At 48.6% G+C, this 15,641-nt stretch carries 11 protein-coding genes; 4 read left to right on the top strand and 7 right to left on the bottom strand.

Annotated features, from left to right (window positions below):
* The first annotated feature begins 108 nt into the window (after positions 1–108).
* Positions 109–6,159 (top strand): calcium-binding protein, encoded by a 6,051-nt coding sequence (locus D0A34_05145; GenBank protein UNU18340.1) that lies wholly within the window; start codon positions 109–111, stop codon positions 6,157–6,159.
* A gap of 244 nt (positions 6,160–6,403) precedes the next feature.
* On the opposite strand, the gene D0A34_05140 is transcribed toward D0A34_05145, so the two are convergent.
* On the bottom strand, positions 6,404–6,640 hold the full coding sequence (locus tag D0A34_05140) for a hypothetical protein (GenBank protein UNU18339.1): 237 nt from the start codon (positions 6,638–6,640) through the stop codon (positions 6,404–6,406).
* 159 nt (positions 6,641–6,799) lie between these two features.
* Here D0A34_05140 and D0A34_05135 point away from each other — a divergent pair, with 159 nt between their 5' ends.
* From D0A34_05135 to D0A34_05125, 3 genes are all read left to right on the top strand, one after another.
* Entirely contained in the window at positions 6,800–7,789 is a 990-nt protein-coding gene (locus D0A34_05135) for a threo-3-hydroxy-L-aspartate ammonia-lyase (GenBank protein UNU18338.1), read from the top strand.
* Between the two features lie 294 nt (positions 7,790–8,083).
* Complete coding sequence (locus D0A34_05130) at positions 8,084–8,389, top strand: DUF4090 family protein (GenBank protein ID UNU18337.1); 306 nt, start codon at positions 8,084–8,086, stop codon at positions 8,387–8,389.
* Positions 8,390–8,471: 82 nt separating this feature from the next.
* Positions 8,472–8,702: a hypothetical protein gene (locus D0A34_05125; protein UNU18336.1), complete on the top strand. Its 231-nt coding sequence runs from the start codon at positions 8,472–8,474 to the stop codon at positions 8,700–8,702.
* Positions 8,703–8,966: 264 nt separating this feature from the next.
* On the opposite strand, the gene D0A34_05120 is transcribed toward D0A34_05125, so the two are convergent.
* The 6 genes from D0A34_05120 to deoC form a co-directional block, all read right to left on the bottom strand.
* The gene (locus D0A34_05120; protein ID UNU18335.1) at positions 8,967–9,884 is read right to left on the bottom strand and encodes an NAD(P)H-dependent glycerol-3-phosphate dehydrogenase; all 918 of its coding nucleotides are present in this window, start codon (positions 9,882–9,884) and stop codon (positions 8,967–8,969) included.
* A 111-nt stretch (positions 9,885–9,995) separates the two neighbouring features.
* On the bottom strand, positions 9,996–10,424 hold the full coding sequence (locus D0A34_05115; protein UNU18334.1) for an NUDIX hydrolase: 429 nt from the start codon (positions 10,422–10,424) through the stop codon (positions 9,996–9,998).
* Between the two features lie 90 nt (positions 10,425–10,514).
* Positions 10,515–11,741: a glycosyltransferase family 1 protein gene (locus D0A34_05110; GenBank protein ID UNU18333.1), complete on the bottom strand. Its 1,227-nt coding sequence runs from the start codon at positions 11,739–11,741 to the stop codon at positions 10,515–10,517.
* A 26-nt stretch (positions 11,742–11,767) separates the two neighbouring features.
* On the bottom strand, positions 11,768–13,339 hold the full coding sequence (locus D0A34_05105) for an MFS transporter (GenBank protein UNU18332.1): 1,572 nt from the start codon (positions 13,337–13,339) through the stop codon (positions 11,768–11,770).
* A gap of 231 nt (positions 13,340–13,570) precedes the next feature.
* Positions 13,571–14,446, bottom strand: coding sequence for a DNA repair protein RecO (gene recO, locus D0A34_05100; protein ID UNU18331.1), 876 nt, complete (start codon positions 14,444–14,446; stop codon positions 13,571–13,573).
* A gap of 259 nt (positions 14,447–14,705) precedes the next feature.
* Complete coding sequence (gene deoC, locus D0A34_05095; GenBank protein UNU18330.1) at positions 14,706–15,386, bottom strand: deoxyribose-phosphate aldolase; 681 nt, start codon at positions 15,384–15,386, stop codon at positions 14,706–14,708.
* Between the last annotated feature and the right edge of the window lie 255 nt (positions 15,387–15,641).

Here is a 15,641-nt window from a genome sequence, read left to right as displayed (position 1 = left end):
AGCTCCTCTAGTAGGCGAAAGTATGAAGTTAGATTTTTTCTTCTGCTGCCTCCTGCTTAGTGATAAAGTGATTGTAAGAAGCTTACCATTTTTTGGGAAATATCAACGATGGAAGAACGATTGGCGTTAGAAAATGAATCGGGAACACTTTTTCCCAAGCCAGATGAAACACAAAATTCTGTCGGGGGTTTAGACACTAACACCCCTACAATTTCCGCAGAGGACTCAACCAACTTAATTAATGAAGCGCTCGAAAGAGAGCTTGGCCTTGGCATCGTGGCCGATAACGACCAATTTACGACTGAGTTTAACGCCGTACCCGAAGAAGGTGCGGGCGACGACGCTGATGACAGCGGCATCGCTTTCCAGACTTTTGGAGGTACTGATGACGATGATGACGAGGACTTAGATGATGGCAACGGCATGGAACCGCGCCGCCGAGTCGTCGGTAGCAATGACGATGACTTAATTGTCGCCACCGGCAATCAGGATGAGATATACGGCAAAGAAGGCAAGGACGAAATCAAAGGAAACCGTCGCAACAAAAATAAAATCTACGCGGGTAAAGGTGACGACGATTGCGAGGGCGGCGATGAGGACGATGAAGTAAGGGGCGATCGTGGCAACGACAAGGTTAAGGGCGGCAAAGGCAACGACACCCTTAACGGCGGTAAAGATAACGATACCGTGATGGGCGGCGAAGGCAACGACACCTGCCAAGGCGATGACGGCGATGACTGGGCCCACGGCAACGAAGGAAAGGATAACGTTAAGGGCGGCGCCGGCAACGATAGCATCTACGGTGGCAAAGACGACGACGATTGCGGGGGCGACGAAGGCAACGATATCGTGCGCGGCGATCGAGGCAACGACAACGTTAGCGGCGGCGCTGGCAACGATACCGTTAACGGCGGCAAAGATAACGATATCGTGCGCGGCGATGCCGACAGCGACGTTTGCAGTGGCGACGATGGCAACGACAACGTTAGCGGCGGCACCGGTAACGATACCGTGAGCGGCGGTGCCGACAGCGACAAGTGTGAAGGCGACGACGGCGACGACAGCGTTAGCGGCGGCACCGGCAACGATACCGTGAGTGGCGGTGGCGGCAGCGACCAGGTTAGCGGCGACGACGGCGACGACAGCGTTAGCGGCGGCATCGGCGACGATACCCTGATGGGCGGCGACGGCAACGACAAGTGTGAAGGCAACGACGGCGACGACAGCGTGATGGGCGGTGCTGGCGACGACAGTGTGATGGGCGGTGGCGGCACCGATACCCTGGTGACTGGCGACGGCAATGACGTGGCAGACGGCGGCGACGGCGACGACAGCGTTAGCGGCGGCGGCGACGGCGAGGATACGCTGATGGGCGGCGACGGCAACGATACGCTGATGGGCGGTACTGGCAACCATACCTGTATCGGCGGTGGTGGAAATGACGTTTATGGCCTGAGTGACAGTAACTCTGGGGCAAGTGCAGTCATCAGTGACTACGAAGACGGCAAAGACAAGTTTATGCTGACTGGCGGCTTAAACTTTAACAGCTTGAGCTTTGTACAAGTCCAGGCCAATACCGAAATTCGGGTCAATAACAAGACGCTGGTGCAATTGTCGAATGTCAACGCAACGCAGATCGATGCTAGCGACTTTTTAGGAGTTGATCCTCAAACTCAAACTCCAAATCAAACTCCAACTCAAACTCCAACTCCAACTGCGAACCCGATTTTTAACCCTCCGCGAGTCGGAGCTAATAAGAACGGCGTTGCTGGTTCCAGCGGCGGCGAGCAAACTATTAGTCGTGAGTTGTTGGAGTTTGTCGATGACCAGCAAGGTCCTAGCGGCATAACCTACACGGTAACCGAGCTGCCCGATCCTACAACCGGCCAACTATTCTTTAAGGGAGTCGCCGTACAACCCGGTTCGACCTTCACTCAAGCAGACATTAACGCAGGCTTCGTAAGTTTCAAAGCGACATTAGGTTATAAGGGTAAGGCTGGTTTTGGCTTTAAAGTTAGCAACGGCAGAGCAGAGTTCCCCAGCCAGCGTTTTAGCGTCAATGTCGAGCAAAATGTCTTTAACTTTGCTGGCACTACAGAACCTCAAGTTATTGTCGGTTCTGCGACGCTCGATAACGACATCGAAGGCAGCGATGGTGACGATGACATTACAGCCGGCACAGGTAAGGACAAAATCATCGGTGGCAAAGGCAAGGACAAAATTAAAGCAGGCGATGGCGATAACGATATCGACAGCGGCGATGACGATGACGATATCGTAGTCGGTAAAGGCAAAAACAAAATCATCAGCGGCAAAGGCAAGGACAAAATTAAAGTCGGCGATGGCGATAACGATATCGACAGTGGCGATGACGATGACGATATCGAAGTCGGTAAAGGCAAAAACAAAATAAAAGGAGGCTTGGGCAACGACAAAATTAAAGGTGGCGATGATGATGACTCGATCGAAGGTGGTCTAGGAACCAATATTCTCACTGGGGGTGCTGGAAAGGATAGCTTTATTTACCGCACTTCCCGCCAAGAGATTCAAACAGTTGCAGAAGCTGACTTTATTACTGACTTTAATGTCACTGACGATGTTTTAGAGCTTTCTACGGCAGCTTTTGGTAATCTCAGCGTTTCTAGCTTGACCCGACTGGACATTACTCTTAATTCTGCTCCTGGGTCGATCGGCAGCGCTAATTTGCTCGACTTCACTCTGGATACCAGTGTTACCAGCATCGCGACTTTGCAAGCCCGGTTTGCACAGTTGGGTGGCAACCCAGAGGCGCCTATTTTCTGTCAGTTTACAGATGCCGCTACCGGCCGTTCTGTACTGGTATTTGCTGTTGGGGCGCGCTTTGAAATTGTGGCCAGTTTCGCGCTGAACATTCGCCTGCAAGTCAGTAACTTTGTCTTCACGGGCCCGCCACTAAATATTCCTATCGGTACTGCCGGCCCTGACAATGTGGATTTCACCACTTCTCCGGCCCCAGTTAATTACGATGGTTTAGCAGGCGATGACAAGATTGTCGGCAGCAACTTTAACGATAGCCTCAAGGGCGGCGACGGCAACGATACCATCACCGGCGGCCTCGGTTTGGATGGCATCAGCGGTGGCAGTGGTACGGATCTGTTTGTTTACAGGACAACTAAAGAAGGCGGCGATAAAATTTCCGACTTTACTGTTGGGGTAGACAAATTCGAGTTTAGCGCGAGCGCTTTCGGCAATTTGACTACGACTAACTTTGACGGTGTTACCGGGGTCTCTCCTGACATTACTGGCAAAGAGTTAGTGATTTTCACAGGCGGCAGTTATGCCTCTTTGGAAGCTGCACAAGCTAAAGCCGTGGGCAATTCTACAACTGCTGGTTTCTTCGCATTTACGAATGCCTCGAACGAGACGGTGTTGTATTTTGACTCGAACGGGACCGCAGCAGGTGGTTCTACCTTGATTGCGAATCTGGGTACTGCTGCTAGCAATCTGGGAACGGCGGACTTTGTATTTACAGGTACCATCGCCTCTTCTCCTACTGGTACTACAACCAACTCAGGCAGCATTGTTGATTTAACTGCTGCTGGGAACACTTTCCCCATCGCCTTTAACAATTTCGGTTCAGGTGCTGGCGGTTACAACTTCACCACTCCTGTCTTGTTTACCGGAGATGCGAGTGCTAACAGCGTCACTGGTACTGAGTTTGCTGACATCTTCAGCGGCGGTTCTGGTGCAGATGTTCTGACTGGCGGTGCTGGTGCGGATCTGTTTGTTTACAAAGCAACAGGCGAAGGCGGTGATACAATTACCGACTTTACCTCTGGAAGTGACAAATTCCAGTTTACCGCGAGCGAATTCGGCAATTTGACTACGACTAACTTTGACGGTGTGACGGGTTCAAATCCTGACATTACTGGTCAAGAGTTAGTGATTTTCACAGGCGGAAGTTATGCCTCTTTGCAAGATGCACAAGCTAAAGCCCTGGGCAATTCTACAACGGCTGGTTTCTTCGCATTTACGAATGCCTCGAACGAGACGGTGTTGTATTTTGACTCGAACGGTACCGCAGCCGATGGTTCTACCTTGATTGCGAATTTGGGTACGGCTGCTACCAATCTGGGAACGGCGGACTTTGTATTCACAGGTACGATCGCCGCTTCTGCCAATGGCACTACTGTGACTGGTACTACTACCAACTCAGGCAGCGTTGCTGATTTAACTGCTGCTGGGAACACTTTCCCCGTCGCCTTTAACAATTTCGGTTCAGGTGCTGGCGGTTACAACTTCACCACTCCTGTCTTGTTTACCGGAGATGCGAGTGCTAACAGCGTCACGGGTACTGAGTTTGCTGACATCTTTAGCGGCGGCAGCGGTGCAGATATTCTGACTGGCGGTGCTGGTGGGGATCTGTTTGTTTACAAAGCAGCAGGCGAAGGCGGTGATACAATTGCCGACTTTACCTCTGGAAGTGACAAATTCCAGTTTACCGCGAGCGAATTCGGCAATTTGACTACGACTAACTTTGACGGTGTGACGGGTTCAAATCCTGACATTACTGGCCAAGAGTTAGTGATTTTCACAGGCGGAAGTTATGCCTCTTTGCAAGATGCACAAGCTAAAGCCCTGGGCAATTCTACAACGGCTGGTTTCTTCGCATTTACGAATGCCTCGAACGAGACTGTGTTGTATTTTGACTCGAACGGTACCGCAGCCGATGGTTCTACCTTGATTGCGAATTTGGGTACGGCTGCTACCAATCTGGGAACGGCGGACTTTGTATTCACAGGTACGATCGCCGCTTCTGCCAATGGCACTACTGTGACTGGTACTACTACCAACTCAGGCAGCGTTGCTGATTTAACTGCTGCTGGGAACACTTTCCCCGTCGCCTTTAACAATTTCGGTTCAGGTGCTGGCGGTTACAACTTCACCACTCCTGTCTTGTTTACCGGAGATGCGAGTGCTAACAGCGTCACGGGTACTGAGTTTGCTGACATCTTTAGCGGCGGCAGCGGTGCAGATATTCTGACTGGCGGTGCTGGTGGGGATCTGTTTGTTTACAAAGCAGCAGGCGAAGGCGGTGATACAATTGCCGACTTTACCTCTGGAAGTGACAAATTCCAGTTTACCGCGAGCGAATTCGGCAATTTGACTACGACTAACTTTGACGGTGTGACGGGTTCAAATCCTGACATTACTGGCCAAGAGTTAGTGATTTTCACAGGCGGAAGTTATGCCTCTTTGCAAGATGCACAAGCTAAAGCCCTGGGCAATTCTACAACGGCTGGTTTCTTCGCATTTACGAATGCCTCGAACGAGACTGTGTTGTATTTTGACTCGAACGGTACCGCAGCCGATGGTTCTACCTTGATTGCGAATTTGGGTACTGCTGCTACCAATCTGGGAACGGCGGACTTTGTATTCACAGGTACGATCGCCGCTTCTGCCAATGGCACTACTGTTACTGGTACTACTACCAACTCAGGCAGCGTTGCTGATTTAACTACGGCTGGAAATACTTTCCCCATCGCCTTTAACAATTTCGGTTCAGGTGCTGGCGGTTACAACTTCACCACTCCTGTCTTGTTTACCGGAGATGCGACTGATAACAGCGTCACGGGTACTGAGTTTGCTGACATCTTCAGCGGCGGTTCTGGTGCCGACATTTTCGACGGCGGTTTGGGTAACGACAGCATTTCCGGCGGTTTGGGTAACGACAGTCTCTTCGGCGGCGCAGGTAGCGACAGTCTCTTCGGCGACGAGGGGAATGACACTTTAATCGGCGGTGTAGGAACCAATGTTCTCAACGGCGGTGCTGGTTTGGATGTGTTTGTGTTCAGCGGAACTACTGCTGACGGCGGGGATTTCATTACCAATTACAGCATTACTGATGATGTAATTAACCTCGACAGCACTGGTTTTGCAGCCTTTACAACCGGATCTGGGCCTTTGGGTTCGAGTTTCTACGCTTACAGCAGCACAGTGTCTGATGTAACTGTGTTTGAAGCAACTTTAACCGGGCCGTCCATCATGGCTATCTACGACGGTTTGTCTACTAAACTGTATTACGATAGCAACGGTTCTACGGTTGGTGGTAACAGTTTGTTTGCCACTGTGGATGTCAATTTGGGACCGACCGGTAATACTGAATTGTTCTTGTTCTAAACGGCAAGAATCCTAATCGGGATATCGGTACGGTTAGGGACACAGCTATGCTGTGTCCCTACAATACAGAGTTAAGGACACAGGCATGCTGTGTCCTTTTTTTTGGTAATTGTTAAACAATTTAGTCGCTATTTTTTAAGTAGGGAAATGGCATTGCCGTGTCTTCTTTTCCCTTGTTGTCGATGGTTGGAGCCGATCGCACTCTGAAGGCAATTTCACCATCCAATCCGGTTTATTTTACCCGTTATATCGATTCCGGTTGTATGGGAATGATTAAACCGCACAGGACACCGAGGGCACAGACAAAGGGAATAGAGAGATGAATAATTCCGATGCCAAGGAATTTGATATTACCCAAAATCAGCACACGGCGCCGTGCCGTTTCCCTACAATTAATCGGGCGGTGGTTAAATTTGTATTCATTAATTCCTCTCCTGTGCAAGTACAAATGACCCTTTACTTTTTGATAGTAAATTGTCATAACTTTGATTTTAGTCAACAGCTTTTTTAACAATTAAGCGTCACAGCTAATGATAATTATTAATAAGCTTATGATAAAAATTTATAGTTTAATGGTAGGAGTGAAGCGGGCAATCCCCCGCCTACAAATAGAGTCCTCGATCGCCCAAATATAAAATCTATGAGTGCCGACTTCTGGGCCCACAATTCCTTGTCAGTAAGTTTCGCCGATGTGGAGGCGGCGGCAAATCGCTTGCAGGGCAAAACTTTCAAGACGCCGGTGCTGACTTCGGAAACTTTCAACAAACAGACGAATTCTCAGGTATTTTTCAAGTGCGAGAACTTTCAGCGCACGGGTTCGTTTAAATTTCGGGGTGCTTGCAATGCTTTGATGCAGCTATCTGAAGCCGAAAAACAGCGGGGAGTGCTGACTTTTTCTTCGGGAAATCACGGGCAGGCGATCGCCCTTGCGGCACGGTTGCTAGAAATTCCTGCTACTGTTGTCATGCCGGCAGATGCGCCAAAAGTCAAGCAAGAGGCGACTCGCGGCTACGGTGCAGAGATTATTTTGTACGATCGCACTCAAGTTTCCCGCGAAGAGTTAGCTGCTAAAATTGCCACAGAACGCCACTTGACAATTATTCCTCCTTATGACCATGCGTGGGTGATTGCGGGACAAGGTACGGCGGCGCTGGAATTAATCGCAGAAGTTGGGGAGTTGGATTTGCTGCTGGTTTGCTGCGGTGGCGGGGGTTTGCTTTCCGGGTGTGCGATCGCGACAAAAACTTTGTCTCCGCAGTGTAAAGTAATAGGAGTAGAACCCGAGCAAGCAGACGATGCGGCGCGATCGTTCCGCACGAAAACGCTGCAAACTGTTACTAACCCGGATACGATTGCTGATGGTGCGCGCACGCCATCTTTGGGGAAATTAACCTTTCCTTTGGTGCTCCATTATGTGGACGATATGGTAACAGTTTCCGAAGACGCAATTCGCCAGGCAATGTTTTTTATGTGGGAACGCATGAAGATAGTTGCGGAACCGACGGGAGTGTTAGCGGCGGCGGCTTTGTTGTCAGGTGTTGTGAAGGCTGAAGATGCGAGGATTGGCGTGATTGTTAGTGGGGGAAATGTGGATTTGAGCGAAGTAGATAGGTTTTTTCACTATAATTAAGTCTGCCACTTTGTTAGTTCGTCAGTCCGAAAGTCCCCCGGCGTTTAAACCTGTGTCTAATAGCAAAAGTCCTCTAAAAACGACTGCAAAGGATTTTTTATTTTTATATTTAGTCCACTGAAGTGGACTTGCTTTGTGAGACGGGGGTTAAAACCCCCGGGGACTTTCGCGCAAACGCCAAATATTCATGCAAACGTCAAATATTCATGCAAACCCAAAATATTGACAAATGTGACAAAATTAAAGAGTGATCTGATAAAATGCTTCCACAACAAACTTCGGTTTAATAGCACAATGTCTTCAGAAACAAACTCAGCGGCTCAATCTACAACTGGTGCAGATGCGATCGATGTGGCGATCGCCTCCGGAATCGACTTTGACGGTACTCCGATTCCGCAAGCAAAATTAGACCTCTACAAGCAAGTGATGGGATTAGAAGCCGGCAGACAGCGCAGTGGCGTGTCAAATACAATGCGATCGCGCATTGTCCGAATCGGTGTCAAACATCTGCCTCAAAACGAGCTCGATAAAATGCTCGTTGCTGCTGACTTCGCACCACTGAAAGATAAAGAAGTTGCGTTTTATTACGGCGGAAAGTAAAAATTATCTACCCTTCTAGACAGATGAACAGTCATCCCCGGATCGGTCAAACTTGGGACAAATCCTAGCAGAGGGTCAGTTTATGAGCACCAACGGAAATTCCGTCATCAGCAACCTCGAGTATGATTTGTTAACAGTTTTGCAAAACAAGTCTGAAGCTTTGAAAGCCTACGACACTTACATGAAAGATGCTCAGGAAATGGGTTCTCAGCCTTGTGCTGAGCTGTTTCAAAAATTGCAGCAAGCTGACATGGAACACGCGCAGGAAATTCGGCAGCACCTTCAACAGGTAATGCAGCAAGGCAAGATGTAAAGCTGGTTCCACTAGCTCTGCAAGCTATGAGTTATAAGTTAAGTGGCAGCTATGAGTTAAATAAAGAGTTTTGAATTCACAACTCATCTTCAATTCCTTAAACTCTTTCTCTACCGAGCGCTCAAAACCTCAATCTGACCGCTCAACCAATGTCGCTTAGAACTCTTAATTCATAACTAGCAACTCGTGACACCACTTTTTGAACTTCAGTTACCCGTAGGGACTTAGGCTTTGCTTAAGTCCTTACCTGTCTAGTCGTACAGGTTATAAAATCTCCGGTTTCAAAGCTCGTTCCATCAGCGATAAAACAGCTTGTTCGGGAGTAATTTCACCATTTAATAAGCGATAAACTTGACGAGAAACGGGAACTTCAATTTCGCGTTGATTAGCCAAATCAATCAACACATTAGTAGTATTAACTCCCTCAGCCGTACTCTGCAATTCGTGCAATATTTGCTCCAAAGATTTGCCTTTAGCTAATCCGAAACCAACCCGATAATTGCGCGATAAAGGACTGTTGCAAGTAGCCAGTAAATCTCCCAAACCAGACAAACCATAAAAAGTTTCTGCGCGAGCTCCCAAGCGAACTCCCACCCTAATCATTTCCGGCAAAGCGCGAGTCAGCAAAGCAGATTTAGCATTAGTTCCTAATTGTAAACCGTCGCAAACACCAGCGGCGATCGCAAATACATTTTTCAAAGTTCCACCTAACTCAGTCCCCAGCGGGTCTTCATTCACATAAACCCGAAAAATATCAGAACTGTAAATATTTTGGACTTGTTTGGCCGCCGCTAAATCCGAACTCGCCGCTACCGTTGCAGCCGGCAATCCCTGCTGAACTTCTTCCGAAAGATTGGGGCCAGAAAGTACCACTATTGAATTGTTAGGAAAGGCATTTTGCCAAATTTGAGATGGAGTGCGCGTACTCGCGGGGTCTAAACCTTTAGTAACAGTAACTATAATTGTACTGGGACTTAACTCTAACGCCAGCAGCCGATCGACTGTTGCTCCAACTCCTTTCATCGAAACTGCGGAAACAACAACATCCGCACCTGTTATAACTGATTCTAGATTAAAAGAACTGCTGCGCGACCACAAATTAACTCGAGATCCTTTTTTGCCTCCCAGATTTGCCAGTGCCGAACCCCAAGCACCTCCGCCTAATATTGTCAAGTTTGGCATAGAATTTAGTTTAATGAATTTAACCGCAGATTAACACAGATAAATTACAGATAAATCATAGTAATCAATCTGCGTTAATCCGCGTGCATCTGCGGTTAAAAAATCCTCAACCTACAAACGCGGACGCAATCCATAATGACGGTAACGCCAATAATCGCGCAAAATGCGATCGTGATCAAAACATAATTGATGGGGAATCTGCCAAGATTCAAAAATCTGTAAATTTTTAGCATCGTCGGCGGCTTGAGGTTCGCCCGTTGCAGAGGCTAAAAATACAATACTGATAGTGTGTTCGCGGGCGTCGCGATTGGGGTCAGAATAAACGTAAAATTGCTCAATTAATTCTACATTCAAGCTTGTTTCTTCTAAAGCTTCGCGTTTGGCCGCCGTTTCTACCGCTTCCCCGTAATCGACAAAACCGCCGGGAAGTGCCCAGCCGTAGGGAATATTGCGGCGTTCGATGAGTATGATCGGCCGATGGGGGCGATCGGCTAATTCGATGATAATATCAACTGTAGGAGCAGGATTTCGGTAAGTCATTTGCAAAGGAAGAAGGAAGGCACGACACGAATTTTGACACGGATACACGGATTAATTTCAACTGGTTAGGAGTTCCTTCTTCCTGCTGAATTATGCTAAACCGCGAATTGGTACGCGCTGCTTTTGCAAAACCTCTGAGTACAGCTTTTCCAACTCAGTAATATTCTGACTGAGAGTGTATCGCTCCATCGCCCGTTGGCGTGCTTTTTGACCAAGCAGCATTCCCAACTCAGGATGATCGCAAAACAGCGGCAGCAAGGTTTGCAACTGACTCCGTACCCGCTGAGTGTTCAAAACTATCCCCGCGCCTTCCTCCAAGGCCTCGCCGTCAGCACCGGCATCGGTTGCCAAACAAGCTAAACCGCAGGCCATCGCTTCCAGCAACGACAGCGACAGTCCCTCCACCAAAGAAGGCAAAATAAATACATCTGCCCCCCGCAGAATTTCGATCCGGCGTTCCTCCTCGGCAACAAATCCGAGCCACACAATGCCATCATCTTCGCCGAAAAACAGTTGCAGCGAGGCTGCTAGGGGCCCGTCGCCTACGATCGCCAATACGTTCCCAGGGCCAAAATTGCACTGTTTCCATGCCTTGAGCAAAGCCTCGACATTTTTCTCCTGGGCAATGCGGCCTTGGTAAACAAAAATTCGATCGGCCTTTAATTCCGACTTCAACCCCGAAGGCCCTGGAGAATATTTAACAGCATCCACGCCGTTGGGAATCACAGCCACCCGTTCTTCCGGCACTCCCAAGCGCACCAAAATATCCCGCTGAATGTAAGAAAATACGATCGTCGAGTCGTAGTTCGCCAAAAACGGAGCGTAAAGTTGATACATCAGGTGTTGAGTTCCCGATGTCAAATTCCGCAATTTGCGATCGAAGGGCGGGTGAAAAGTCGCCACCAGAGGCAAATTCAATTCTTGACAAATTTCCGGCAGCAGAAAGTCTAGAGGCGAAAGCGTCAGGGAAGCGTGAACAACATCGGGTTTCAGCCGCCGCAGAGATTTCATCAGCACTGTGCGCGACTTGAGAGTGGGAATCGTATAAATTTGCGACTTGTAGTGACAGGGTAAAGACACTTCGTTGCAACTAGCGGGCGATAGTGAATTGGTATATGAGGTTTGAGCAATTCCCTTTCCCCATGAACCATTTGCCATGTTCCACCCCGTAGTGTTCCTGTCCAGTGGGCCCGCTTCTTGGGCGAAGTGCAGGAAACTGACCTGGTATCCCCGGTCTAATAGTGCGTTGGTGACTTCCCTGGAGTAAGTGACGTTACCGCAAAAAGGTGATTTTTTTCCTAGCCAAGCGATGTGCATTCGAGTAAATCAGAGTTTGTTATTTTTTAGCTTCGATCGACTTTGCTATTACTGCTACGGGAAATATACCAGGTTAAGATACCGCCAGCGATCGCTAATCCTGCTAAAGCCAAAAATACTGTGGGCAAACCCAGAAATGTTTCGGCTACCCCGGCCAAAGCCAAGGGTAAACTCAAAGCGATATTAGTGGCATTGTTTTGCAGCCCGAAGACTTTTCCCCGCATTTCTTCTGGGGTTTCTGCTTGAATTGTAGTCTGCATCGGCACTCCCACCAATGAGGCAAATAAACCCAACAGGGTAATGAACAGCACCGAGAGCCACAAATGGTGTGTAAATGCAGAAAGGCCCATCAAAGCAAGTGCCATGCCGATCGATCCGATTAAACTCAGTTGGGAGTGAGACAATTTATGGCCGAGATAGCCGACTGTCGCCGCCCCACAAGCCATTCCGACGCCCACCGCAGCCAGCAAAAAGCCAAATTGCGACGCTTTCATACCGGGGAGGATTTCTGCCAGCCGCACCGCTAGAACTGCCAAGGCTGCAAAAATGGAAAAGAGAATAATTAGTTGAATTAAAGCATTGCGGACTTTCGGTTGATCGTTGATGTAACGCAGACCGTCTTGCAAATCTGCTAGGGGGTGTGGCGCTTCGTGTTCGGCTTCGTTTTTTTCGCCTGTTTTCATCGACAGCAACAGCACTCCGGCGAAGGCGTAACTTCCGCCTACTACTAATTCTTTGCCGATTCCGAGTCCGCCGCCGAGGTTGGAAAATAGGGTGTCGGCTAAAGCTAGTAAAGGTTCTCCGACTGCAAAGCCAATAATCACCGAACCCATCATGGTTGTGGTGTAGAGGGAGTTTGCCGATAGCAGGTGGCGACGTTCCACAATTAGGGGAATCACTGACTGTTCTGCTGGGGCGAAAAATTGAGTTAGGGTCGAGACTAGGAATGTTACTAGCAGCAGCAAGCAGAATCCCAGTGGCAGTTGACCGAGTTCCCACCCGTCAGAGAGCCACAGCAGTACGGGCAATGTTAAAACAAAGCCTCCCCGCAGGAGGTTTGTGGCGACCAGCACAGCTTTTTTCGACCAGCGATCGACATACACGCCTGCGGCAGCCCCGAACAGCACTGCGGGAATGGTAAAGGCGATCATGATTGCTGATACCCACCTGCTGATGGTTTGATCTGGCGCTTGAAAGCGGCTGGCCACGAGGGCGATCGTCAGTACGAGATAAACTTTATCTGCTAGTTGGGAAAAAACTTGCCCGCTCCACAATGCTAGAAAATTTGGGTTTTTGAGCACTGGCAGAAATCCTGTTTCTTTTTCGGGAGTTTCGGCTACTGCTTCGGAGAGTTCGGCTGCTAGCTCTGGTGTGGGGACCGGGGGGAGTGCTTCGGGTTGTTGGCTTTTGCCGTTGCTGGACTCTGTTTCGGGAGTTGTGGGATATTTATCCATTTCTGGGGGTTGGACGTTGCTCCATTGTCGATCGGCCAAGACGGGATCGGAGCGAAAATCGGGAAAATTTTCTCGTTCTTCCATTTTGTGGTGGGTCACAGCTAAAACAGATATTGTCAAATCAGAATCGGACAGTCGCATCATAGGATTTGGGGGGGATCGCCTGGGATGGTGGAGGTTGGGGGGATGGGAATTTCAAATTGAGGTGTTAACCCCTAAGTTTATTAATAATCTCGTAACTTTATCTCTATCTATTATCTGATGTCGCAACAACCTTGAGAATTTATCTGAAATGGCCGGCTGGTTCGGGTATCCGGCAGGCTGGGGGTGCGATGTACGATCGCCCGTTCACCTATTTAAATCAACACTCAAAATTTAAAACTCAAAACTCTCTAGGTAGGTGTCGATCGAGCTTCCCGAGCGAATCGTGCAACCTAAATGATACTGGGCATATTGTCGCAAAATATTTTCTACTGATACCCAAGTTGTTTGATCGGCAATCCCCTCTCCTAGTTCTGGACTAGCCAACTGTTGCAGCGCTGCTAATTCCTTAGCATTAATCTCGAAATTTGTCAAGTGTTTGCTGCTATTCATTTGGCGGGAACGGGAGGCCGATTTGTACAAGCTACCGGTTTCTGAAGAGAGTTCTGCCTCTAAGTTAGCTAGTTCGGACAAGCTAAAGGTTCCCCCAGAGGGTATACTAAACCCGGTTTGCCAGTTCGGATCGGTGAAATTGGGGATGAGCGGCTGTCTGGTGGCGCAGCAAACTTGGACTTGGGGCGCGAGGCCGGCTAAGGCTAGCAAGTGAAAAATGCCGTGGCTGAGGTGGGCGACAAGCACGGCGGCGGATTGGATTTCTGTGCGATCGGACAAACGCTCTAAACGGCTCAAATGTTCGCCCAGCAACCAAAAGAGTTCTTCTTGGGGTTCGTCGGAAAGAGCACTGGCGATCGCCAATTCGGCCAGATATTGCGCGGCTGCGAGTTTCCCGAGGTTGCGGCTCAAACCCGGATGGGATTGTACGGTGTCGGCTTGGGTAATTTTGTCGAGCGATCGGCCTTTGGCAATTAGCAATTCGTTAACGACAAATAATTCGCTTCTACCGCCGATGGTCGATCGCTGTTTGCGAACACCCGGTGCTACGGCTCGAATTAAGCCGAATTCCCGCGTCAAAACTGTCAGCACTCGATCAGATTCCCCGATCGGCGCACTCTTGAGATTGATTCCAGTTGCTTTGTAAGTTCGAGTCACTCGATTTTAAATTCTAGATTTTAGATTTACTACATTACTTCGGACAGTTTCATTTTCCTCGTTGGTCGATCGACCTGGAACAGTCATTCTACTGTTGGCAATCAAAAACTGTCCGAAGTATTGTTACTAGACAGTAGCAAAAACAGTCCAATAGGCAGAACTTTTAGTTGTAGGGTGCGTAAGGGCGCACCAATTCCCAATTAGCCATGACCAATTAGCCATTGCTAATAACTAATAACTAATGACTAATGACTAATGACTAATGACTTTTATCTAAATTATCGCGCTGGCGGAGTAATTCGGGGCCACGAGAAGTCCCCAAACGAGTTGCCCCAGCTACTACCAAATCTAGAGCTTGTTCATGAGTACGAATTCCGCCGGCCGCTTTAATCCCAATCCGTCCCTTCGTAACTTCCTTCAGCAGTCGCACATCGTCAACTTTCGCCGGGCCAAAAAAGCCAGTGTTGGTTTTGATATAAGCCACACCAGCTTCCATACAAATCTCAGCCGCTAATTGTTTTTCGGGATCGGAAAGAAGCGAACTTTCGATAATTGCTTTGATGGTGAGATTTGTTTCTTCGCAAATTTGGGCTAATTCCCGGTGGAATTCGTCGATTCTTCCAGCTTTCAACAATCCTAAGTTAACGGAGACATCTAACTCTACGGCTCCATTATCTGCAGCTTCTAGAGCTTCGTAAACTTTCACCGTTGAAGTTGAAGCACCGGTGGGAAAACCTATAACTGTACAGACTTTGGGACGTTTGCCGTGCAGCAACTCAACTGCTTGTCTGACGTAGGCGGGATACACGCAAACTGTGACAAAGCCAAATCTCTCTGCTTGTTGGCAACAGTTTTCTACTTGCTCTGGCGTAGCGGTGGGGTCGATCAGGCCGTAGTCGATCAAGGGGGCAATATCGATGTCTGCCTGGTTTGCAGCCATTGCTGTTTTTTCTCCGGAGTAACTACTTTATTAAGTATGTATCGAATTTACCCATTTTTGACCAAAAGCAGCCTGGGTACAACCCCCCGGATTCCTCCGTGAGGTCGCTTTCTCCAATTCTTCAATTCTTCAATTTTTCAATTCTTCAATCGATTGACTTTACTCCGGGTCATACTAAGTATAAATACTCAATTTACTGCTCGTAAAAACTCTTGTGGGAATTGGTTGACAAATTTGTTTCAAAAAAAATATTTT

Origin of the sequence: Microcoleus vaginatus PCC 9802 (assembly GCA_022701275.1) — a bacterium.
GTDB classification, from domain to species: Bacteria; Cyanobacteriota; Cyanobacteriia; order Cyanobacteriales; family Microcoleaceae; genus Microcoleus; species Microcoleus vaginatus_A.
Note: the sequence above shows the minus strand (reverse complement) of the source record. Positions and strands in the feature narration are given on the sequence as shown.